This window comes from Paenibacillus sp. 01T443, assembly GCF_056398325.1.
Genome location: NZ_JBFTPE010000025.1, coordinates 1 through 23,300, shown reverse-complemented (window position 1 = coordinate 23,300; position 23,300 = coordinate 1). Strand labels below are relative to the sequence as shown.

Here is a 23,300-nt window from a genome sequence, read left to right as displayed (position 1 = left end):
TCATGAACTATCGCATATTCTTTGCTAGCATGTTCCGTTTTTAGTAGGTATGTAGCTACTGCAAATCCGGATTAACAAGACCGGTTTGAGCTGATCAGTATGGAGCAATACTCGAAGTTGAAATATAGATCCGGGCTCATGCCCGGGAAAGCACGGCAGGTCAAGGTTCAAGCCTTGGCTTGCCGTTTTTTTTTGCGACAAGACTTGCAACAGTTTATAGAATCTATGGATGAAGTTCTGCAAAAAGCATCGGTAATGCCTTAAAAAACTTCCTTTTCGTTTTTGAGCAGATATTTATAATAAGAAGCAGAATGATTCGTTTATGCCAAATAGGGATCGTTCAAAAGCATGTATTCTATTTCCATCAAACGAGGAGGAACATGATGAATCGCAAGGATGCATTACATTTCGGAGATTCATGGAGGCGACTGTTGGCGGTCATTATTGCTGTGAGCATTGTTGCTGCGCTTGTGCCGATCGGCACGGCTTCGGCTGCGGATGACGGCGGGGCCGGCAGCACAGGTTTTACTGTCGAAATAAATGAAACCGTTACCAATGGGTTTACGCATCCAGGTGTCGGAGTAACCAAAGCAATACTTGAAAACATGAGAGATCAAGTACTAGCGCAAAAGGAGCCTTGGTATTCCTACTATAAGGCCATGACCGTCTCCGGGATGGCGTCAAAGACGGTTACATCGAGCAACCAGAGTGCTGAGGATCCGACGATGCCGGCAATCAATGCTTTTGACAGTCAGGGCTTTAATTCGAGATTTATAGCAGATGGTCTGAAAGCGTATACACAATCACTTATGTATTATATAACCGGCGATGAGGTGTACCGCGCGAATGCTATCAGCATTATCCGTATTTGGTGCCGGATGGACCCTGCGAAATACCGGTATTTTACTGATGCTCATATCCATACGGGCATTCCGCTCAACAGAATGGTCACTGCGGCAGAAATTTTAAGGTATTCCAGCTATCAATCGGAAGAGCTGAAATGGACCGACAAGGATACCGCTGATTTTACGAATAATTTGATCAATCCGGTTATCGAAACCTTTCAGCATGATAACAACCAATTTATGAACCAGCATAACTATCCACTGCTCGGAGCGATGGCGGGGTATATTTTTACCGATAACCGGGAGAGGTATAATGAGGCTGTCGAATGGGCCACTGTGAACAAGACGGCCAGCAATCAAGGCTTCAATGGCTCCATTAAGCAATTGTTCCGTTTGGTCGACACCAATGCAGAGACAGGGGAGAAATTGGACACGCCGGTCGTCCAGCAGGTGGAAATGGGCCGGGACCAGGCGCATGGAGCCGGAGACTTAACGAATGCGGCGATTCTGTCGCGAATGTTTATTGCTCAGGGAACTAAGATCGACCCGGTGGAGGGCACCGTATCCACAAAGGATAATGCCGTAGGCTATTATGAATTTCTGAATGATCGGGTTTTAGCGGCGGCCGACTTTTTCTGGAAATACATGCTTGGTTATGACACGCCTTGGGTACCGGTTCCTTTTTCTATTTTTCCGGATGGAACGGTGAAAGGCATCTACCAAAAGTTCTCGGACTCGTATAGAGGAAGAATGAATACGGCTTTGTTTTGGGACATGTACTATTATTACACCTACGAGAAAGGGATCAACGTAGCGGAGAAAGCTCCGTATTTCTATGAAGCTTTCACCAGGAAAATTCCGTCCAATTATTATTATCAAGGGACACTCAGGCAAGCATGGGAAAGTCCGGACGGAGGCGGAGACTTCTGGATCTACATTCCGAAGGAAGCGGAGTCGGAAGGCGGGAAGTATGTACCCAAAGAGCAAACAAGCGATGCGCTGGTCGAAGTAGAAGACAGGTACACGGTATTTGATCAGCATACGGCTACCGTCCATGAAGGAGCGGCCTCTTATGTGCAGACAAAAGCAACGGAAGATGGAAGCAAATTTGTCCTTCTTAATTTGTCATATGCCAATCGCACGAATTCCCGGCTTATTGGCATCAAGTTTCGTACGAACGGCACAGCTTTCTTAGAGCTGAGCAAAGAAATCGGTTCGACGCCTTACCATACGCTGACGCTGCCGGATACGAAGGGGCAGTGGAAATACATGACCTATGACATGGGCATTAACAAAGTTACCTACGGTCAGCTTGACGGCGACTACAGCCTCCTTTATGTAAAGGTGAAAGGAGCAGGCACAACAGTTGATATTGACCACCTGAATGTAAAAGCAGGCGAACAACTGACCCCTCCTGCGTTTAAAGACGGAGCTTCGAATGTGAATAGTTATGCTTTTGTTGGCGCTACTGTGAAGCTGGACTTTTCCGCTGACGATTCCGGTCAAGAGGATGTCCTCGCATATGAGATTGCGAATATGCCGCAAGGCGCGGAACTTAATGCGGGCACCGGCGCATTTGCCTGGCAGCCGACGCAAGCCGGAACGTATTCTTTTATCGTCCAGGCTTCCGACGGCACAACGCTTTCAACTAAAAATGTCAATATCGTTGTAAGTCAAGACCGGTCTTCTGCCGTACAAGCAGCTACAGCGCTTTATAATTCGAGTACTCTTTATGTGACGGCATCTCTTAATCAGTTTAAAGCCGTGTACGAGGATACAATGAGTCAGCTGGAAGCTGCGACAAATGAAGCTTTCTATCAGCAATTATTAGCCCTGCGAAAAGCGGCCGAGGGTCTTCAATTGTTGACTCCTTTATTCGCGGCTGACGAAAGTATGAATTATACGGGCCTCGTGACATCCACCTTTGGAAACGCGATTTCGCTCTTAACGGATGGCAACGATAATACATTCCCGGCATATTCGCTGGCACCGTATCCGAATTTGTATCATATCATCGATTTTGGACCTGATTATAAGGTTTCGGCTGATGCGTTTGCATTAGAGGGGCGAATGAATTTTGTGGATCGGATGGCAGGCTCGACGGTATTCGGTTCCAATGACAGAGAAAACTGGACGCGGCTGACACCAGGACAAACGGCGTATACCGACGGGATCGCAACGCTGGACGTGGACGATGCGTACAAAAATGCCCAATTCCGGTATATTAAAATCCAAATGATTGATCCACAGCCGGATGCTCTCCGCGGTCAGGTTCAGAATATGCTAGAGTTGGCCGAGCTTAAAATCTTTGGCGAGCGTCATGAGACGAATAACAAACTGGAGTCCGTGTCGCTTAGCTCTGACCAGAGCGTTAATGGCCGGATCGTGCTGGGCAATATGGCAAAATTAACGATCAAAGCAAAAGAACCGGTCCAGAACGTAAAGGTCAAGATCCAAGGCCGGGATGCAATGGTGAGTACGCAGGACAATATCTATTGGACGGCCGCGGCGACGTTGAACGGAGACGTCCAGACGGGCTCGGTCGAATTTGCAATTGACTATAAGGCGAACGACGGAACGGAAGGAGATACGACGTATACTACGACCGATAACACCAAGCTGTATCTCGCTGACGAGTCGGATTTGATCAGCAATGTTACCGGCATCGCCCATTTAATCGATTCTACTTCCGGAAGATCAGCAGCAGAAACATTAAAGCAGGCAAATTATCTATTCGATAACAATCCGCTTACGAGCTCCGATTTCCGGATGAACGGCGGTGGAGCGGGAGGCTTCATTACGTTCGATTTCAAGGAAGGCAATCAAGCCGTATTATCGAGTGTAGAACTGCTTGCGAGACAGGATAATAATTTATACGCCCGGATTAGGGGGACGGAGATTCAGGGATCTAACGAACTTACGAATTGGACAACGATCTCGAAGCCAGCGGCTGTAACGGCGGATTGGCAATCGCTCGCGATCAGCGGTACGGAAGCTTACCGTTATATCCGCATTTATAATCCGAATGCATGGTTTGGCAATATGGCGGAATTGAGACTGCATGGGAAAGTGAAAGAGGCAGACCTGATACCGCCGATGACATCGGATGACGCACCGAACGGATCCGTTAATAAGGATGCGTTGGTAAGCTTCGATGCCGTCGATATCGGTTCCGGGGTAGCGGCTACCTATTTCACAGTAAACGGTGGCGCGCAGCAAACCGGCAGCTCGGTTATTTTGACCGAGGAGGGGACGCATACTTTGGTATATTGGAGTGTGGACTTTGCAGGTAATGCGGAACAGCCGCATACAGTTACGGTTCATGTGGACAAGACGGCCCCTGCCGATCCCTCCATCGCGGCGGACGTTACAACGCCGACTAACGGCGACGTTACCTTAACGGTCAGATATCCCGATGATGCTGTGGTCAATGAGTACAAAAAGGGCGCAGATGGGGAATGGACGCCATACACCACTCCGTTCGTTGTTTCCGATAATGAGACCGTGTATGCAAGAGCAACGGATGCTGCAGGAAATGTATCGAAGGTAACCAGTTATACAGTCAGCAACATGGATAAGATCGCGCCGGTGCTATCCGTTCAGCTGGATAAGCATTCAATTTGGCCGGCGAATCATAAAATGGTGACGGTCCATGCCGCGCTGAATGCGAGTGATGCCGGATCGGGCATTGAATCGGTGGTGTTAACTTCCATTACTTGCAATAAACCCGACTTCGATAAAGGCGACATTCAGGCCGAATTCGGCACAGCAGTCGATTCGTTCAGCTTGCGTGCGGAAAAATCGCGCATCTATACCATCACGTATTCGGCAACCGACAAAGCGGGCAACCAAACGGCTGTATCTGTTACCGTCACTGTGTATCATAATCAGTCTGGAAAATAATAAGCAAAAGCAAGAGGAAGGCCCGGTGCCTTCCTCTTGGATGCCGCATTTAATGCGGCATTTTTTTATGTTATCAAGTTCTTGTCAAATTGCAATGACAAGAACTTGATAACATTCCCGATGAGTGACAAGAACGTTGATTCATTCCCGACATGCGTATTAGGGTAAGCCTAAATGCGTTAACACTTCGCCGGAAAAGGGATGGTATCAGTGATATTTTTGAAACGACAAATTGATTTCAAAACGTGTCGTGTTAATCGTAGAGAAAACAAACCTTCAATCCACAAAACACAATAACAACGTTGGAGAATACCGTTATTCTAATCGAATTCCTAGTCGTTTGGGAGCTGCTGCTTGGCTGGACGCGCGCGGATTGGAACGCTACCGGAACGGGCGACCGAAGGATTGCAAACTTCTCCAAGGTGGCCGGAATGATGGCTGGAGAATTTGAGTGGAAGCTGACGCAAAGAGTGAAAAAAACCGTAATAAATATATATTCAATATATATACTTGAAGCGTTGATTTCATGTTGTGAAATCGAAAGGGAAATGACTTCAAACTGTAAACCCAAAAATAATCGCTGAATTTCTGTGGAATAAGTCGTAACTTTGTAAATAAATGTAGAATAATAGGAACGTTTGTCAAAGGCATTGAAATTAATATACAACATATTTAATATATAGATGAATCATATAAAAGTTATTTCTGAAGGAGGGAGTGTATAAGAAAAGAACGCTGTTTGATCCGTTACATCACATTTCAATTAAAGGAGAAATGAAAATTATGATTCGTAAGTTAGCAGTTTTGTGTATTACCTTAGTCTGTACAATAGTGTTATCGGTCAGTGCATTTGCCGCTACTGATGCTTCAACGGTAGTGAATTCTTTGAAATGGCCCCCAAATCAAGCACTTCCAAACTTCGGTAAAGCAAAACATTTGGATGTTGCCAATGTATATGGAGCATCAGGGGATATAAAATTGCTTTTGACAACTCTTGAAGGAATTATAAACAGGGAACAACCAAGAATTTATGTGCTTCAGAATAAAGTTGACCCTTGGCTGAAGGATTTAAAGGTTCCTTATAAGCAACATGACAACGCTATGGATGTTTTCAAGAAATATGCAAAAGAGATTAAAGGAATGATTGTATATGATCCTAATATTCCGGATTCGATTAATGTGGCAACTACACTTGCTGGACTAAAAGATGCCGTTGTCGCCAGTCCTGAGCTTGCACAACAATTAACTGCTGCACCGTATCACCTGTCGGTACTTGAAGACTTACAAGGCAAATTTAAGAATCGTATGGATGCGTACAATTGGCAATATGAGAATCTCTGGAGCCAAACGACACATAGAATGTTGGTCGGATTGAGTCCAGACACATCCATACCTATCCCGCCAGAAAATTCTGAATTGTTCCAAACGATTGCTATCGAAAAGGAACAAGTGCGTGATGGAAGTAATCGGAAAACATATGAATATGATTTGTCTTCATATTTGGGAAAAGAAGCTGTCTATCTCCGCTTCGATGATGCCTTTCCTCAGGATGGATGGGGGCCTGCAGTTCATCAAGTGACTGTGAAGGCAGACGGACAGGTCATCTCAGATTTTAAAACGGGTACCTCCGATGAAGAACCTTTTCTCTATGACCGACATAATTCTAAATTTTTACCTGGTAGCGATCACCGCTTCGTAGATAACGGCAATTACTTTGTATACGAATTTAAACCTACAGCAAATACGAAGCAATTAATAGTATCTATTGAAATGTGGAACCAATACAAAGTATCTGCAAGCCATACTAAACCACTTTCATCTGAGGAGAAGGAACCTTATGGTTTTCTACGTGATTATGCCGTAGCAAACAAAGCGATGGTCTTCTGGCTATCAACAAGTGTACCTGAGGAAAAGGCGCTTTTCGAGAAGATTCTATCCGATGTAAAGCCAGGGACACCTTATATGGGGTGGTTCGACAATGATTTCGAAGGGGAGGTCGCTGGTCTCGAACTAACATCTCGTCATAGTGTTTATGTTTTACCTTCTGACTGGTTTCATAACATGACCGTATTTTCAGGAACAAAAGTAAAACAAGAACCGACACCAATACGAGTTGATCCTAAGCTGGAGAATAAAATTTACGTGACCTATACCTTTGGCGAAGGTGACAACTTGCAATACGACCAGAATCATATGCGTAACTTATGGGATGATCCCGCTCGAGGCAAAGTGCCAATGAACTGGACCTCAAGTCCGCTGCTGTATGATGCAGCTCCTGCCATTCTGAATTATTACCGTTCAACTGCAACGGAAAATGATCTGCTTATCGCAGGACCATCTGGAGCCGGCTACTTCAATCCGCATGTCTGGCCGAAGGAAACATTTTCGGAATACCTGAAACAATCATATTCGTATCTTAAAAAAACCGGCATGTCGTACCCTTATGTGCTGAATCGGGAATTTGGAAAAGACATTCCACTAAGCGAGTCGACGGCAGCAGCGTATGAAAAAAATTATAAACTCCCAGGTCTTTTCTTGGCTGGGGAAGATAAAGACGATATTAAGATCATGAATGGGAGTCTGCCGGTATCTATTATGCGAGGTATCTCAACTATTCAGGACGGTAAAAATTTATTGTCTGATGCAAAAAAAGATTGGGATGGAAAATCTTCAAAGTTTATTTCGATTGGGATCAACGCTTGGAGTATGAGACCATCGGATGTTTTAGCTATCACTGAATCTCTTGGGCCAGAATACCAAATCGTTAAGGCTGATGAATATTTCTCACTCGTCCGAAAAGCTTATGGATTGTCCAAATAAGGTTGAGATATAATTATTGTTCTTAGTAAATAGTGAGGGCTGTCACAAAAGGTTAAAGACCTTTGGGACAGCCCTTTTAGCAATAATCGTATGACGATAAAGAAACGCTCGATCCACGACTAATGAGTACACGAAGAATTCACTAATGTACGATCACGCTGCAACTGCAGAAGCGACATCACTCATGTCTATACCATCGGAATTGGTTTTCTGTTTTATTGGTGGAAACCAATAGGGGCGAACCCCGGGGTTCATTCCGCGCGTATGATTTGGTATATCCTTCAAAAAGAGGTGCTTTTTTGGTTACAGCAAGATTTGGAAAGTGTATGTTTAGCCATTATGTTTGACCCAGCCCCTTGCTCCGCTGCGTTCAAGCCTTTCGGAATTTCAACACCGCGGGTCATATACCAGAAAAAAAGGGCTGTCGCGCTGACGGCTGCACCCAGCAGGCTAACGCCGGTCCATCCGAAAGCGGCATAGACGGAGGTGGATGCGATTGATCCGGCGGCACTGCCGATTGAATAGAAAATCATATACCCCGCGGTAAGCCTGCTTCGGGCTTCGGGACGCACGGCAAGAATCATGCTTTGGTTCGTCACATGGACTGCTTGAACGGCTAGATCCAATAGAACGATGCCTAGAACCAATGCCGAGAGCGAATACGTCGTAAAACTAATGGGCAGCCAAGATGCGACTAACAGGAGCAATGCAAACCCGGTCGTTCTCTGCCCTAATCCTCGATCGGCAAGGCGACCAGCGCGCGATGCCGCTAGCGCTCCGGCAATCCCGGCGATGCCGAAAGCTCCAATCGCGGAGTGCGGGAGTGATAGAGGAGACGCGCTGAGAAGCAGAGCCATTGGAGTCCATAACGTGCTGAATGCAGTAAAGATCATTAATGCCAGCGCAGCGCGGATGCGCAGGATTCGCTCCTGCTTAAAAAGCGCTATCGTGGATTTAAGCAATCTGAGGTAGGACAAGGGCGAGCTTCCTTGGCTTCCTTGCTCACCGAGCGGAAGTGCCATAAACAATCCGATTGCGGCGATCAGTGTCAATCCCGCGGAAACCAGATAAACGGAGCGCCACCCGGCCAGATCCATCAAAACGCCGGCAAACGTTCTAGCAAGCAAAATGCCAATGACGATTCCACTTGTCACACGGCCGACGACGAGACCCCGATCGGCCGGAGCCGCTAAAGAAGCGGCGAACGCAACGATCGTTTGGGTCACGACAGCAAGAAGTCCGACCGCCGCCAAGCCGACGAAAAGGACCGTTTCGGAAGCAGCGGTCCCTGCCGCGATTAGAGCCAAGACGGATAAAAGCATCTGTCCTGTGATCAACCGCCGGCGATTCAACAAATCTCCTAGCGGCACCAGCAACAGCAATCCCAATGCGTAGCAAGCCTGAGTAACTGTGATTACGATACCTGCGAATGCAGGAGAGATTCGGAATTCGCTGGCAATCGCGTCCAGCAGGGGCTGCGCGAAATAAACGTTGGCGACGGCCAATCCGCATGAAACCGCGAACAAGAGCGTTATATAGCGAGGCATAGGGCGGGCCGGTGTCGTCTCTGCGTATTCCGGTTCCGCAAGTGTTTCCTGATCACCCTTTGAAACGGTATGCAGGCGTTCAACATTGTTCTCCAATAGATCTCCTCCATATGTGGTCTTACCTAAACAATTATAACGTACTGTTCGGTATGTAATAACGAATTATAATCTCATCGGTAATGATTGTAAAGAGGAGATATTAATCAATAATATAAGATAACCTGATTATAATCGGGTAATTTCTTGACCAAAGCGAAAGTGGCAGATACAATTATATTATACTGATCGTTAAGGAAATAGAGGTGGATACATGCCGCGAAAGCGTGAATTTGACATAGAGAAAGCACTAGATGCCGCGATGGGCGTATTTTGGGAGAAGGGGTTTCATGCGACCTCTATAAGCGATTTGACCGAACGTATGGGCATCGAGCGTCCCAGTATTTATTCGACATTCGGAGATAAACGAGGACTCTTTGAGACGGCGTTGCGTAAGTATAACAGCACGCACGCGGCGCGGATTCGTGCCCAACTGCAAAGCCAATCTTCCGTGAAGGAGGCATTCCGTCGTTTTTTCGAGGGAGCTGCGGCGCAAGATAAAATGAATGCTCCGAACTGGGGCTGTTTTTGTATTAATTCGATGGTGGAGCTTTCTCCACATGACGAGAAATTTGAAATTTTGACCCGAGAACATCAAATGTATCTTTCAGCGCTCTTTCAGGAAACAATCGAACGCGGTATGCGGACGGGTGAACTAAACGCCGACCTCGACGCTAGGGAACTTGCTCATACACTCGTCATCTCGCTAATTGGGCTTACCGTTATGATGAAATCCCGTCCCGATCGCTCCTTTACGGATCATACAATAAACGGAATCCTAGCGATTCTTCGCTGAAATATGCCGTGAGGACTGATAACCAGAAAGTAGTTGCGATTGAATCTAAAATGAAGAAACGTCCAGCCATATCCAGAGGAAAAAACAAAAAATACAAGGTTTTCTCTTCCGAACCCAAATGGGAAGAAATGAAATAAAAAAGCGTCCACCCTGTGAAATGTATCCCACAAGATAGATATTTTAGAAAAAGTGTCCGCTTTCGGTTGTTTGTGTTTTAATAATCAATACTTCTACTACCTACACCATGTCCAAACACCTTTTTACAACAATACAGATTAAATTGCTTGAGCCACCTTTTTACCGCTTAACTTCTTTTTATTATGTATCTACAAATAGGATTACAGTTCAGCCGCGGCAGGTGCTCCTAGCGAAAACCAAAAAGTGTGGGCCACATTAGCTAAGAACCAGGAGGGATTAAAACAATGGAAATCAGAAGAGTTGGATCTCAACCTTCCGGCAAAGGACCAACTGAATATTTTACCGGCACGGTTCGCGTCGATCCGCTGTTTGAAGCAGCCGATCCTGCACGCGTTGCTGGAGCCAGCGTCACGTTCGAGCCAGGTGCACGGACAGCATGGCATACTCATCCGCTGGGTCAGACGCTGATCGTAACGGCAGGCAAGGGACGGGTTCAACGTTGGGGAGGCCAGATCGAGGAAATTAGTTCCGGTGACGTGGTCTGGTTCCCGCCGGGCGAGAAGCATTGGCATGGAGCATCACCCACCACAGCTATGACTCATATAGCCATTCAAGAACGTCTAGAAGGACTGGCTGTTAAATGGCTGGAAAAAGTCAGCGACGATCAATATATGTCCTTAGACGCGTGAGTGGAAGGTTAGTCACGTCGGCATTTATATCGGCAACGGAAAGATCATTCACAACACGATCGGCAGCAGTTTCAATGGCGTCCGGATTAACCTGAGCGACTACTCGCACCGTTATTCGACGGCTCGACGTATCCTGTAATTATAGGATGTCCCGAAACGACAAAAATCAAAAATCCCTTGCGACCGCTGAAATGGTCGTAAGGGATTTTTTTCGTTTCAAGGGCCTCTAGTCCAAATGCAGATAGAAAGTCGTCGATTCCCCAAGCTCGCTCTTCGCGTAAAGCTTGCCGCCGTGCTGTTCGACGATGGATTTGGCAATGGCAAGACCCAGCCCATGGCCGCCTTGGGCGCGGGAGCGGGAAGAGTCCGTCCGATAGAATCGGTCGAAGATCCGGTGCAAGTGCTCTGAGGCAATGCCTTCGCCCGTGTTAGTGACCGACAGGACGACATCCTGATGCTGTTTCTTCAGCGCAATCTCGATCGATCCGCGCGGACCCGCGTATTTGATGGCATTGTCGAGCAAGATCATGATGACCTGCTTGATCTGCTCGACAATGCCGTTCATCGTCAGTCCGGGCTCAATATCATAGTCGAGTTGGAGCTCCTTCTCGAAAATAACGGCTTCCATCGTCAACATAATCGTCTCCACCGCTTCGCTCAGGTTGAATTCTGCGCGCATCATGGCGGAACGCGAGTCCTCCATCTCGGTCAGATAGAGGAGATCGCCCGTCAGCTTGGCCATGCGAAGCGTTTCCTGCTTAATGACATGCAGCCACTTGGCTTGGTTCCCGATTGTATCCTCGCTGTTGGCGAGCAGCACGTCTGCATTGGTCTGAATGACCGCGAGGGGCGTCTTCAATTCGTGGGAAGCGTCGGCGATAAACTGCCTCTGCTTCTCGAACGCCTCCTTAACCGGAGCGATGGATCGGCTGGCGAAATAACGGCTGATGAAATAAATAACAACGAGCATAACGAGAGCGACGGCTCCGAACGTATAAATCAAATTCGTCAAAATGCCCTGCTGCGCGGTGACATCCATGAAGACGAACATGCTGCCGTCAGCAGCAGTTGGCTGAACAATGAACGCCCATTCATTGCCGTCCAGCTTGAGTTGGCCGGTCGTTTTCCCTGTAGCTAGTGCCTTTTCGAGTGCCTCTTGGTAGAAGGAATCCTCCATATCAAACCGCGAGTCGGTGCTAGTTAACGTGCCGGAGCTGTCCGCTTCCAGCTTGAACGATACTGACCGTTCGGGTCGCCAGCCATCGTCTACCATGCCTGCAGGTGGCTCGCCCTGAAACTCATCCGGAGGTGATGCGCCGTCATCTTCCGGTTCGAACCGTCTAGGTCCGTCCTGCTGTTTGTGATAAGATTCCGAAACTTGATGAAGCTCCATATCGATGTCGCGTTTCACGTCTTGGTAGGTGATTGCGTAGATGGCCGTGAAAGCAGCCAGCATCATGACGGTGATCGTGATCAGATTCAGCAGGAGAAATCGGTTTTTAAGCTTTTTGAACATGCTACTCCATCACCTCTAGGATGTACCCAACGCCCCTGATTGTCGCAATCTTCACGGACGAATGGAGGAAGGTCAGCTTCTTCCGCAAGAACGAGATGTACACCTCCACATTGTTGTATTCAGCGTTTGAATCGAAGCCCCACAGTTTTTCTATAATTTGCTCCTTCGATGTGACGGCCAGCTTCCGCGTCACAAGCAGCTCGAGCAGCTCGCTTTCCTTTAAGTTCAGCTTCAATTCCTTGCCCATGACGGTCAGCTTCAATAGCGTCGTATTCAACTCAATATCACCGAACGTCAGCGCGTCCTCTGGGACGACTTCTCCCTTACGCCTCAACGCTGCGCGTATGCGGGCCATCAACTCCTCGGTCGAGAACGGTTTGGCGATATAGTCATCCGCGCCGTAATCGAGTCCGGTTACTTTGTCCGTAATCTCACCTTTGGCCGTGAGCAGGATGACCGGCGTCGCCTCGCCATCGCCCCTCAGCTTGCGGAGCACGGCGAAGCCGTCCATCTCCGGCATCATGACATCGAGCAGCAGGAGATCGTAGATGCCACTCAGCGCGTAATCGTAAGCGGATCTGCCGTCGTGGACGACATCCACGGAGTAGTTCTGCTTCTTCAATAATTGGGATAAGGCTTCCGCCAAATGTATTTCGTCTTCCGCGATCAAAATTCGCATCGGCTGTTCATCCTTTGTTGTTTTTCTAGACTTGATATCCCCATTATAGCAAGCGAACCTTTAGCCAACCTTAACTGTTTTCGTTCGATCGCTTCCGGTCGCTATATATAGGAAACGCAATTCTTTTAAGGATTTGTAAATCGATTTAAGATTCATTAAAGGTTAGGGGACTAAGATACAGACATGAGAGATGAGACCACAGCGAACCGCGGAAAGGAATGAAACAAGGATGGCCATTGAGGTATTCAACCGGTACGAGAACAAATACTTGCTGGACCATGATGCGTACCTTCGATTCTATAACGACCTGCTTGATTATATGGAGCTTGATGATTATAACAAGCAGCATGAATTTTATTCGATAAGCAACCTCTACTTCGATACTCCGCACGATTCGCTTATCCGGACGAGCCTGTCGAAGCCGAAATACAAGGAGAAGCTTCGGCTCAGAGCGTACGGCGTGCCAAGCGGCGACGCGAAGGTTTACCTGGAGATGAAGAAGAAGGTATTCGGTCTCGTCAACAAACGAAGGACGGGGCTGAAGCTGAACGAAGCGTACGAGTTCGTGCGAACAGGGATCGAGCCAGTATTCCAGCCTTACATGAACAAGCAGGTGATCGAGGAAATCAAATATTTCCTCTGCCGCTACGAGCTCGAACCGAAGGTGTATCTGGCTTACGAGCGGAAGGCGATGTTTAGCAAGGAGAGCCGAGATCTCCGCATCACGTTCGACACGAACATCCGCCATCGCAGGTACGACCTGGGACTGGAGCTTGGCGATCATGGCGAGCTTCTCGACCCGGCCAACATGTGGCTGATGGAAGTAAAGGCGGAGAATACGATTCCGCTGTGGCTGTCGCGGCTGTTATCGGAGCACGGATTATACCGCACTAGCTTCTCCAAATACGGCAATGAATACAAGAAGACGGTAAGACACGGCAACGCGCGACCGACGTTGCGGGCGCAAACAACACCGACTAAGCAAACGACAAAAACAACACCATTTATGGAAAGAGAGCGTGTACTCTATGTTTGATTTCGAAACCTTGTTCAATCCGACGACCACGACCACCACGATGACGCTTGGCAGCTCGATCGTCACGATCCTGGTCGCTATCGCCCTCGGCGCCATTATCAGCTTCACTTACATGAAGACGAGCCCGACCGGCTATTCGCAAAATTTCACGTTAACGATGATCATTCTGCCCACAATCGTCGCCATTATTATTCTCCTGATCGGCAGCAATATTGCACGAGCGTTCAGTCTTGCAGGAGCCTTCTCCATCATCCGGTTCCGAAGCGCGCCCGGTGATCCGAAGGATATCGCGTACGTCCTGTTCACGATGGCGGCCGGTCTGGCTTGCGGCGTAGGCGCCTTCGGCTACGCGGTATTGTTTACTTTAATCCTTTGCGCCTTAATGTTCATCTTGAGCAAAACCAACTTCGGAGCGAGAAAGTCGGCTCAGAAGCTGCTTAAAGTCACGATTCCGGAGAGCCTAGGCTACGAAGAAGCATTCGCTGAAGTATTCACTATGTTTGGTGTTCCGTATGAACTGAAAAAAATCCGCACGACCGAGCTTGGCAGCTTGTATGAGCTCGTCTATTCCGTAACGTTGGATCAGAACACGAACCAGAAGGAATTCCTCGACGCGATCCGATGCCGCAATGGCAACTTGGATTTGTCACTGACGATGGTCCCTACGGCTCAGGCCGAGTATTAATGCAACAACAATTACAATTCGGAAGGAAGATCGATATGAAAAAGACGAAAATAAAACATTATGTAGGCGTAATCGCTTTGTGCACGGTGCTGCTGGCTTCGGCCTGCAGCAATGGCAGCAATAATACGGCGGCATCCGGCAATGCAGCGGTCGTGGAGACCGCTTCGACGGATCAGCAGACGGAGACAGCAACGGTTGCGACAACAGAGCTGTCGATGGACGAACTCGTGGAGTTCGACGATGAAGACTATAACACGGAGTGGAGCGAAGACAGCTCGACGAAGATTGTTTATAACGGCACATCGGCTAGCGTGACGGGAGCCGGAGCCGCTGCAGGCGAAGGCGGTTCGGTGAGCATTACAGAAGCCGGCACGTACGTATTAAGCGGCACACTGAACGACGGCCAGTTGACGGTGAACGTGCCGGACGGTACAGTACACCTGGTCCTAAACGGCGTGGAGCTGCATGATAACGACAGTGCTCCGTTGTATGTTGTGGAAGCGGGCAAGGTTGTCATGACACTGCAAGAAGGCACGGAAAACAAGCTGTCGGACGGCACGAACTACGTCTATGCAGATGCGACCGCCGAAGAATCGAATGCTGCCTTGTACAGCAAGGCGGACCTGACGATTAACGGAACGGGCAAGCTGACGGTGGAAGGCAACTTCAACAACGGCATCAACAGCAGAGATGACTTGAAGCTGGTATCGGGTACGATCGCGGTTAAGGCAGTAGACGACGGCATACTGGGCAAAGACCGCGTGGCTGCTCTGGAAGGTGCGACGCTTACGGTGGAAGCGGGCGGAGACGGCGTGAAAGCGACGAACGCAGAAGAAGAAGGCAAAGGCATTATTGCCATCGGCGGCGGCAAGTTCGACATTACTTCTGGCAACGACGCTCTTCAAGCGGAAACATCAATGCTGGTTAATGGCGGTACATTCTCGCTCATAACTGGCGGCGGCAGCGTGAACGGAGAGACTCATATCGAAGAGCGCGGCGGCTGGGGCGGCGGTCAACAAGCTGCGCCAGATACGGCAAGCACGGCGACCGGTACGGATTCGGCGGCAACGGAAGAAGAATCGACAAGTGCCAAAGGGCTGAAAGCAGGTACGGATATACAAGTGGGAGGCGGCACTTTCGAGATCGACTCAGCGGACGACTCCGTCCACAGCAATGGCAATCTGACGATAGCTGGCGGCGAGCTCATGCTCACAACCGGTGATGATGGTATCCATGCGGATACAGCGGTTACGATCGCAGGCGGAAAAATCAACATTACGAAGAGCTACGAAGGCATCGAAGGCTCCGTCATTACGTTGGCGGGCGGCGAGACGACGGTAACTGCGTCCGACGACGGCGTGAACGTGGGAGGCGGTAACGACGGTTCGTCAGTGAACGGACGTGCGGGACAGAACACGATTACCGACGGAACGCACATGCTGACGATTACCGGAGGCACGTATTACGTGAACGCGACCGGCGACGGACTCGACTCCAACGGATCTATCGCGATGAGCGGCGGCACGGTAACCGTTAGTGGTCCTACCAATGCGGGCAACGGCTCGCTTGATTACGACGGCACTTTCGAGATGACGGGCGGCTACCTGATCGCTGCGGGCAGCTCGGGCATGGTGCAATCGACTTCCGATACGTCGACGCAGCAATCGGTACTCATGACATTCCCGCAGGCACTGGAAGCTGGAACGATGGTACGCCTCGAGGACAGCGAAGGAAACGCGATCGCGACGGTCGCTCCGGCAAAGGCGTTCCAATCGATCATGATCAGCTCGCCTGACCTGAAGCAAGGCAGCTCGTACACAATTTACTCGGGTGGCTCGTCTACCGCTACCGAAACGAACGGCTTGTATGAGGGCGGCGAGTACACGGGTGGTACGAAGGTCGTCAGCTTCGAGATTACGAGCTCCGTGACTTGGGTGAACGAGTCGGGCGTAACGACTGCACAGAGCGGAATGGGCGGAGGCAGAGGCGGCATGGGCGGCGGTGAGCGTCCGATGAGAGGTGAGGGCGGTCAGCCCCCGGCTGATGGCACGGTCCCTGAAGCCGCACCGCAAGGGACGACGGACACCGGCACGCAGGCGCAATAAGGAATCATGCGCGGTAAGGATTATTCGCGAACGGTAAGAGGCTTCCCCCAATCGGATTGACATTATAAACTGAAATCTCAACACAGGGAATCCGCGCAAGCGGATTCCCTGTGTTGAGTGTTTTTTTTCGCGTAGGGACAAGTTCTTGTCACTTATGGGACCAGTTGTACGGTGAACATAAATAGCTTGCATTAAACCTTGATAAAAATGGCTTTATTTGATTGCAACCACTTTTGCTTCACAGAAGGGGAATGCAACGGGTTTTACTTCCCAAAATGCAACCACTTTACAAAAGGTGCATTAAAAATGACCACTCCGACCGTTTCGGGTTTCCAATCATAAATCTGATTTAATTCTACTTTTGCTAAACGGTTTTTGTTCCACATGGTCAGTGTTCACTCATCAAGTTCTAGTCGTTCATTAAGCTCATTCGTAGATGATAACCTCAACTTATCAATAATGCATGTACAACATTTGAAAGTGAGTGAACGATAAATTTAATATTGAAGTATTCAACCAATGAAGCGAAAACAATAATCGGATATGAACCGTTTAACCTGGGATTAAGTCCTTCATTTAAGCAACTGCCGAGTTTGTATAAATCCTTTTGTTCAGAATGTGCATTGAGAACTGTAATGGTTGTGCGATACAATCGAGCCTATGTGAATGATAATGATAATCATTATTTGAATTTACAAAAACGATTGGGCATAGGAGAGGGTACGGTCATGGCTTTGCATGGATTAGTAAAAGCAGGATACATATTGTTGTTATCCGCAGTGATAATGCTGTCTGGATGCGGCGCTGAGGGAGATCAAACGGAGAATGCGGTGGTACAGCAGCCTTCAGCAACGACAGAAACAAGTACGAATAGCCAAGCAGGAAATGCGGCAGCGGAAAAAAGACTCGTCACGGATCAATTCGGAGAGGTAGAAATACCGATACAACCGAAACGCGTAACCGCATTATATCGCGAGGATTATTTGGTTGCCCTTGGCGTGACGCCGATCGTGCAATATTATAACCCGATGTGGGGCAAGCAAGACTATCTCGAGTTAGAGGTTCCATTGTTAGATGTGACCGGTAGCATTGAGGCACTTATTGCATCTGAGCCTGATTTGATTATAACTGCTGGAGAGGGAGATGCAGCCCAGTATGAGAATTACTCTAAGATTGCGCCTACCTACCACATTTCGAATGAGGTGCTGTCCGATACCCGTGAAACGTTGAAGGTGATTGCTGATCTATTGGGCTTGCCAGATAAGGCCGAGCAGGTATTGCAAGACTACGAGAGTAGGATCAGCCAAGTAAAAGAGGAGCTAAAATCGGCGCTTGGAGATGAGAGTCTCGTCGTACTGCGGATGAATGTGGTTGACCATTCCATCAATATTTTTGGCACTCAGAACATATTTATTGGAGAACTCCTTTATACGGACTTGGAGCTCAAAGCGCCTGCTTATGCGCAAGCGATGACTGAGGGCAATATGGTATTGGCTGAGGAATCCTTACCAGAGCTTGGGGCGGATCATATTGTACTGCTCCCTTCTAATGGAACTTGGGAGGATGAGGAGAACGCCAAAGCTTTGCAGGAAATGCTGGATAGTCCAATATGGAAATCAATTCCTGCTGTAAAGGAAGGCCATGTGTATCCGGTTGAAAGATCTTATTGGCAAACGGGCGCGATCTCAGCGAATTTCAAAAAAATGGACGAATTGCTGAAACTGTTGGCTCCTTAACGGCTCGATCATAATAGGCAATGTATTACTAGCTGTTTTAATTCCAATGAGAGCAGTTTTTCAACTATGGTTGAAGAGCCGCTCTTTTTGCGTTACAATAAATAATGATAATCATTCTCATTATCGGAACGGGGTTTTAACGATGGAAGAACACAACAGCGAACTTATTATTACGGCTCCTGCCGCTCAATATAGCCTACATACGATTAGGTTCATCAGGAATGCACAGCGTGATCATCAACCGGATATACCTGAAAGCTTCTATGCGCTCCTCATTGTAACGAGGGGAAGGGGCAGCATTCATTTAAAAGGAGAGGCGCTTGCGATGGGTACGGGAAAGTGCTTCTTGATACAACCAGAGGCTTCTGCCGCATTGAAGCCGGAAGGCGAAGGCGTTTCCTACTACTTGCTCATATTCGGATTGCAATCGATTAAAGAGGATAAAGCAGGGAAGGGATTGCTGCCAGAGAAGGTGGAGCTGGCTTGCACGCCGTTTGCCAGAGTGCTGGAACTAATGGAGGATATTTATGGCTGCGCTCATGAGCAGAAAGAGCTGAGACATTTTCACTGTTATGTCCGCTTTCAGGAGCTTCTGCTGCTGCTCATTAGTCAGAATCAAGACCGTGCAGCAGTAAGCGGCAGGCTTGGTTCAGCTGAATGGGAAGGTATTGATCAATCCATTCGCCATATTCAGCAGCATTACCGGAATGTGCTGACGGTTGAGGAGCTGGCGGACTTAGCGGGAATTGACCGCTGGAAATATACCCGTCTGTTTAAGGAAAAGACAGGGTTAGTGCCGCTCCAATATTTGAATGGGGTACGGATTGAGCAAGCAAAACGTCGGCTGATGCGGGGAGAAGAGCGCTTGTCCGATATTGCGGAGCATGCCGGGTTCACGAATGAATATTATTTCAATAGGCGCTTTAAGCAAATGGTTGGCGTATCGCCAGGACAATTTCGACGCAACCACCGCAACCAGCCCAGGGTGGCGGCTCCGTTTTTGGAGGATTACCTAGTCGCGCTAGATATAATTCCGATTGTGCAGTATTCGCATGCTAAATGGGGGAAGCAGGATTACTTAGCGCTTCACCATGTCCCGACATTCGATGAGTTCAGAGAAGATTTCACAGCGCTTACTGTGTATAATCCCGATTTTATTATTATTTTGCAGGATCGATATCAGAACAGTGAATATGTACAATGCCGCAGCGTATCTCCTTTTTGTGTTTTGGATGAGCAAAGCGATAATTGGCGGTCGCTGCTTCGAATGGTTGGCAATTATGTCGGACGCTTGGAGCGGGCCGAGGAAGTGATCGCGGATTACGAGGCAAAAGTAAGAGAGGCACGCGCCAAGCTGAGCAGCATGAGTGGAGAGAGTGTCGCATTTTTGCGAATATCAGCCGATTTCGTTCATCAATACACGGATACGGGGAGAGGTTTTGCCACAGCCGTACTTTATGGAGACTTAGGTTTGTCTCCACACCGGATACAGAAAGCGGAGGCCGGAGCAAGTACTGCAAGAATGACAAGGCTCACGCTGGATGAGTTATCCATGCTAACGGCTGATCATTTGTTTGTTACATTTGATAAATGGCATAGTCAGGCTGAAGGTGAAGAGAGAGCGCTGCTTCAGCATCCTCTTTGGTCCGCGCTTCCGGCTGTGAGGAAAAACCGCGTATATGAGGTGGATTTTATGACATGGATGAATTACGGTGTTATCTCCAACATTAAAAAAATCGATGATATCTTGCATGCGCTTGCTTAATCAATGTTTCTAAGAGGTGCTCGAATTGCAACGTTTGTACAATATCTAATTACAGTTTGTCGATTGATTTTGGAAGAGAAACACGTTTAATATACGTTCACTATTGGAGTTGGTGTCAACCATCCCGACTGTGCCAAATCACAAGGAACGAAGTTAATATTCGATCCCTTGTTGATTAGCGTACCAATGGCTAATCTTGTTGAAAAAGCATTGTATAAAAAACTACCTCAATTGGTATCGTATGGGTGATATTCATCAGAATGAGGCTGCCGGCATGGAACGGAAGCTTCGATGAATTGGCAGGATAGTTTAAGATCATGTGCGGAGAGCCTTATCATAAGTAGCGGCAAGTTTTTTTCGGAGCCGCTCGAAGGCATTTGAACTCCATCGGTGATTTTTTACGTATATCTATTGTCGGGCAAGTGAATATTATTCACATATGTAATTGTTGACTGCCTATACTTACCATGGTTTTTGAGGGGAGAAAATTCAAGATGGAGTCATTGTGGTTGGAATATGCATGGGCTTTAATCATTCTTATCGGTTTGGAGGGATTGCTGTCGGCTGATAATGCACTCGTGTTAGCGGTCATCGCGAAGAAACTACCGGACGAACAGAAGAAACGAGCGATCAATTATGGAATCATTATGGCCTTTGTCTTTCGTTTTGCCGCCCTTTTTGCGATATCCTTTATCGCGAATGTCTGGCAAGTGCAGGCGATCGGTGCAGCCTATCTTCTATACCTAGGGTTAAAGCATATCATCCAAGCGCGTTTCGGTAATAAGAATGAGAATATCCACAAAGAATTGAAGCAAGAAGCGGCAGGGAAAGGGTTTTGGCCGACGGTTGGAAAAATTGCGTTGGCAGACCTCGCCTTTGCGATTGATTCCATTCTAGCTGCTGTAGCGCTTGCGCTTGGACTGCCAGACTCGCCGCTTGGAGAATTCGGCGGTATGGACGGTGGACAATTTATTGTAGTCGTGCTTGGCGGAATCGCCGGCTTAGTCTTAATCAAATATGCCGCTACTTGGTTTGTAAAACTTCTTGGCCAACGCCCAGCACTTGAGACAACGGCTTACGCGATCGTTGCTTGGGTTGGGGTAAAGCTTGCCGTCATTACGCTTGCCCATGAGGATATTGGGGTTTTGGATCATGATTTTCCCCATAGCACGGGTTGGACTTCCGTCTTCTATATAGTATTGGTGGCGATAGCCCTTATTGGGTGGTTTGCACCCAGCAACAAACCTTCCAAGGTAGGTAATGCCTAATCGAAAATTGAGTTGAATCGTTGAATTTTAAAAAGGTACTCTACTGCGAGGCGACTGGGACGAGTATGCCGTCAACTGCTGCGGTTTGAAGGAGCAGCGTGGCTTCTTCACCCGCGATGAGAGTGGGGCCGTCGAAGGAGTCGACCTCGCCGGCCGAATATTCAACCGGACTCGGACGACCTGAGTAAAGCCGGTGTAGGGTTTTCAAACGGGTCAGGATCAAGCAATTGCCGTTATGGGTGAAATCGAAAGCTATTAACCTAACGGGTAACGATAGTTCCTCCCCTGAAGGGCTGCCATGTGGCAGCCCTTCGCTACGCTAAGGGGAAGTATAACGTAATCCCATGAAATTTATAGATTAGTGTTTTGAAAGTGGTGAACATCATTGGAGGCTTTGGAATACCGCATCGCCGACGAATGGAATGAAGCTCGGTGGAGCGCAGTAGAACGAATCTACGAGCAAGCGTTTCCCCTTGACGGCAAGAAAAGCCTCGATATCGTTCGTCGCATGTTTGAAAAACGTATGTGCCAACTACACACAATTGCCCAGGGCTCAGAAATTGTTGGGATGGCGTTGACCGGAATCGATCAGCAAGCAGGAGCTTTGCTAATTGATTATATAGCGGTTCGTAAGGATCTTCGCGGCAGAGGATACGGCCGACAATTGCTTGAATGTATCAAGAAATGGACGCGTGCAGTTGCGAACTGCAAAGGGATCATCGTCGAAGTGGAAGCCGAACCAACCGAGGAAAACTGCCGGCGAATCCATTTCTGGGAAACAAACGGTTTCCGTCTCACTGCTTATGTTCATCAGTACATTTGGGTTCCGGAGCCCTATCATGCGATGTATTTGAACTTCGAAGAGAGTAATCGGTTGCCGGACGATGGGAAGTTGCTGTTTCGCAGCATTACTCAGTTCCATGAAAAAGCGTATCGTCGTGCTAATGGAGAACGATAGCACAAATAAACTACACAACGAGGCTGCCATCAGATCTGATGGCAGCCTCGTTACGCTAACGGGCAGGATAGCGTGGAAATTAGCATTTTAATATGTATCACTAAGGTCAAACCGAATGGCAAATGAACTTGGGACATGTCGGGTGAAAAGGTAACTATTTAGAGTGACACTGTGTAGTCAAATGACAAGAATATACATCCATGAAGCTCCGCGCATAGCGCGGCTTTTTTATTTTTGTGATTCCTCATTGAGGATAAGAACCTTTACTTATAGGCAAAGTAATTAATTAGGAATATTACCTTGACAGTCAAGGTAATGTGTCGTATTATACAAACATGGAGGTTGGCATTAAACGAAGTTTCGTTTAGGGGAGCAACGCTTAAAAATGTGTCTTTTATTTCAGGTTTTACGTTAACGAAGAAATATTATCGCGTCATTAAAACAATCTGCTTTGACGGAGCGATGATGGATAAGTTGACTTATGCCTCTCTTAAGAGCATGGAGGCCGATCTGTCTAAGGTTACCGTAATTTAAGGAGGGATAAAAATATGCTAAACAAATCAATTAAAGTAACAGGGCTCAAAAAGTCCTATAAGGATCTTCAGGTCCTAAAGGGTGTAGATTTCGAGGTGGAAAAGGGCAGTATTTTCGCGTTGCTCGGGTCCAACGGGGCAGGCAAGACTACGGTTGTCAAAATCCTCACCACGCTGCTCAAACA

General features: G+C 47.9%; 16 protein-coding genes and 2 pseudogenes. 14 read left to right on the top strand and 4 right to left on the bottom strand.

Features of this window, described 5'->3' with window-relative positions; all coding sequences use genetic code 11:
* Positions 1-383: 383 nt before the first annotated feature.
* Complete coding sequence (locus tag AC1DLI_RS29065) at positions 384-4,748, top strand: OmpL47-type beta-barrel domain-containing protein (protein WP_477608396.1); 4,365 nt, start codon at positions 384-386, stop codon at positions 4,746-4,748.
* Between the two features lie 783 nt (positions 4,749-5,531).
* Positions 5,532-7,568, top strand: a complete 2,037-nt coding sequence (locus tag AC1DLI_RS29060) for a GxGYxYP domain-containing protein (RefSeq protein WP_477608394.1) — start codon at positions 5,532-5,534, stop codon at positions 7,566-7,568.
* A 281-nt stretch (positions 7,569-7,849) separates the two neighbouring features.
* On the opposite strand, the gene AC1DLI_RS29055 is transcribed toward AC1DLI_RS29060, so the two are convergent.
* Complete coding sequence (locus tag AC1DLI_RS29055) at positions 7,850-9,115, bottom strand: MFS transporter (protein WP_477608485.1); 1,266 nt, start codon at positions 9,113-9,115, stop codon at positions 7,850-7,852.
* A 310-nt stretch (positions 9,116-9,425) separates the two neighbouring features.
* Here AC1DLI_RS29055 and AC1DLI_RS29050 point away from each other — a divergent pair, with 310 nt between their 5' ends.
* The 3 genes and pseudogenes from AC1DLI_RS29050 to AC1DLI_RS29040 all read left to right on the top strand — a co-directional run.
* Positions 9,426-10,007 (top strand): TetR/AcrR family transcriptional regulator, encoded by a 582-nt coding sequence (locus AC1DLI_RS29050; protein WP_477608392.1) that lies wholly within the window; start codon positions 9,426-9,428, stop codon positions 10,005-10,007.
* Positions 10,008-10,429: 422 nt separating this feature from the next.
* On the top strand, positions 10,430-10,834 hold the full coding sequence (locus AC1DLI_RS29045) for a (R)-mandelonitrile lyase (protein WP_477608390.1): 405 nt from the start codon (positions 10,430-10,432) through the stop codon (positions 10,832-10,834).
* A 16-nt stretch (positions 10,835-10,850) separates the two neighbouring features.
* Positions 10,851-10,973, top strand: a pseudogene (locus AC1DLI_RS29040) (NlpC/P60 family protein); the annotation flags it as partial.
* A gap of 87 nt (positions 10,974-11,060) precedes the next feature.
* Here the strand turns inward: AC1DLI_RS29040 and AC1DLI_RS29035 are convergent.
* Together AC1DLI_RS29035 and AC1DLI_RS29030 are read right to left on the bottom strand one after the other, a co-directional pair.
* Entirely contained in the window at positions 11,061-12,350 is a 1,290-nt protein-coding gene (locus AC1DLI_RS29035; RefSeq protein ID WP_477608388.1) for a sensor histidine kinase, read from the bottom strand.
* A gap of 1 nt (position 12,351) precedes the next feature.
* A complete protein-coding gene (locus AC1DLI_RS29030; RefSeq protein WP_477608386.1) occupies positions 12,352-13,029 on the bottom strand; it encodes a response regulator transcription factor in 678 nt (225 codons plus the stop codon).
* A gap of 229 nt (positions 13,030-13,258) precedes the next feature.
* On the opposite strand from AC1DLI_RS29030, the gene AC1DLI_RS29025 reads away from it, so the two are divergent.
* The 6 genes from AC1DLI_RS29025 to AC1DLI_RS29000 all read left to right on the top strand — a co-directional run bounded on the left by AC1DLI_RS29025 (position 13,259) and on the right by AC1DLI_RS29000 (position 21,624).
* The gene (locus tag AC1DLI_RS29025) at positions 13,259-14,065 is read left to right on the top strand and encodes a VTC domain-containing protein (protein WP_477608384.1); all 807 of its coding nucleotides are present in this window, start codon (positions 13,259-13,261) and stop codon (positions 14,063-14,065) included.
* A complete protein-coding gene (locus AC1DLI_RS29020; RefSeq protein WP_477608382.1) occupies positions 14,058-14,750 on the top strand; it encodes a DUF4956 domain-containing protein in 693 nt (230 codons plus the stop codon). The genes AC1DLI_RS29025 and AC1DLI_RS29020 overlap by 8 nt, the downstream gene beginning before the upstream one ends.
* 35 nt (positions 14,751-14,785) lie before the next feature.
* Positions 14,786-16,855, top strand: coding sequence for a carbohydrate-binding domain-containing protein (locus tag AC1DLI_RS29015; RefSeq protein ID WP_477608381.1), 2,070 nt, complete (start codon positions 14,786-14,788; stop codon positions 16,853-16,855).
* Positions 16,856-17,583: 728 nt separating this feature from the next.
* A complete protein-coding gene (locus AC1DLI_RS29010; protein WP_477608379.1) occupies positions 17,584-18,591 on the top strand; it encodes an ABC transporter substrate-binding protein in 1,008 nt (335 codons plus the stop codon).
* Positions 18,592-18,733: 142 nt separating this feature from the next.
* Complete coding sequence (locus tag AC1DLI_RS29005) at positions 18,734-20,356, top strand: helix-turn-helix domain-containing protein (protein ID WP_477608377.1); 1,623 nt, start codon at positions 18,734-18,736, stop codon at positions 20,354-20,356.
* Between the two features lie 494 nt (positions 20,357-20,850).
* Positions 20,851-21,624 carry a TerC family protein gene (locus AC1DLI_RS29000; protein ID WP_477608375.1) on the top strand — a complete coding sequence of 258 codons (774 nt, stop codon included), beginning with the start codon at positions 20,851-20,853 and terminating at the stop codon, positions 21,622-21,624.
* 40 nt (positions 21,625-21,664) lie between these two features.
* On the opposite strand, the gene AC1DLI_RS28995 is transcribed toward AC1DLI_RS29000, so the two are convergent.
* A complete protein-coding gene (locus AC1DLI_RS28995; RefSeq protein ID WP_477608373.1) occupies positions 21,665-21,832 on the bottom strand; it encodes a hypothetical protein in 168 nt (55 codons plus the stop codon).
* Between the two features lie 177 nt (positions 21,833-22,009).
* Between AC1DLI_RS28995 and AC1DLI_RS28990 the strand changes: the two genes are divergently transcribed.
* The 3 genes and pseudogenes from AC1DLI_RS28990 to AC1DLI_RS28980 all read left to right on the top strand — a co-directional run.
* The gene (locus AC1DLI_RS28990) at positions 22,010-22,582 is read left to right on the top strand and encodes a GNAT family N-acetyltransferase (protein WP_477608371.1); all 573 of its coding nucleotides are present in this window, start codon (positions 22,010-22,012) and stop codon (positions 22,580-22,582) included.
* Between the two features lie 339 nt (positions 22,583-22,921).
* Positions 22,922-23,116: pseudogene (locus AC1DLI_RS28985) on the top strand (pentapeptide repeat-containing protein); the annotation flags it as partial.
* Positions 23,117-23,130: 14 nt separating this feature from the next.
* Positions 23,131-23,300, top strand: a 170-nt coding sequence (locus AC1DLI_RS28980; protein ID WP_477608483.1) for an ATP-binding cassette domain-containing protein, incomplete at its 3' end; no start/stop codon positions are given.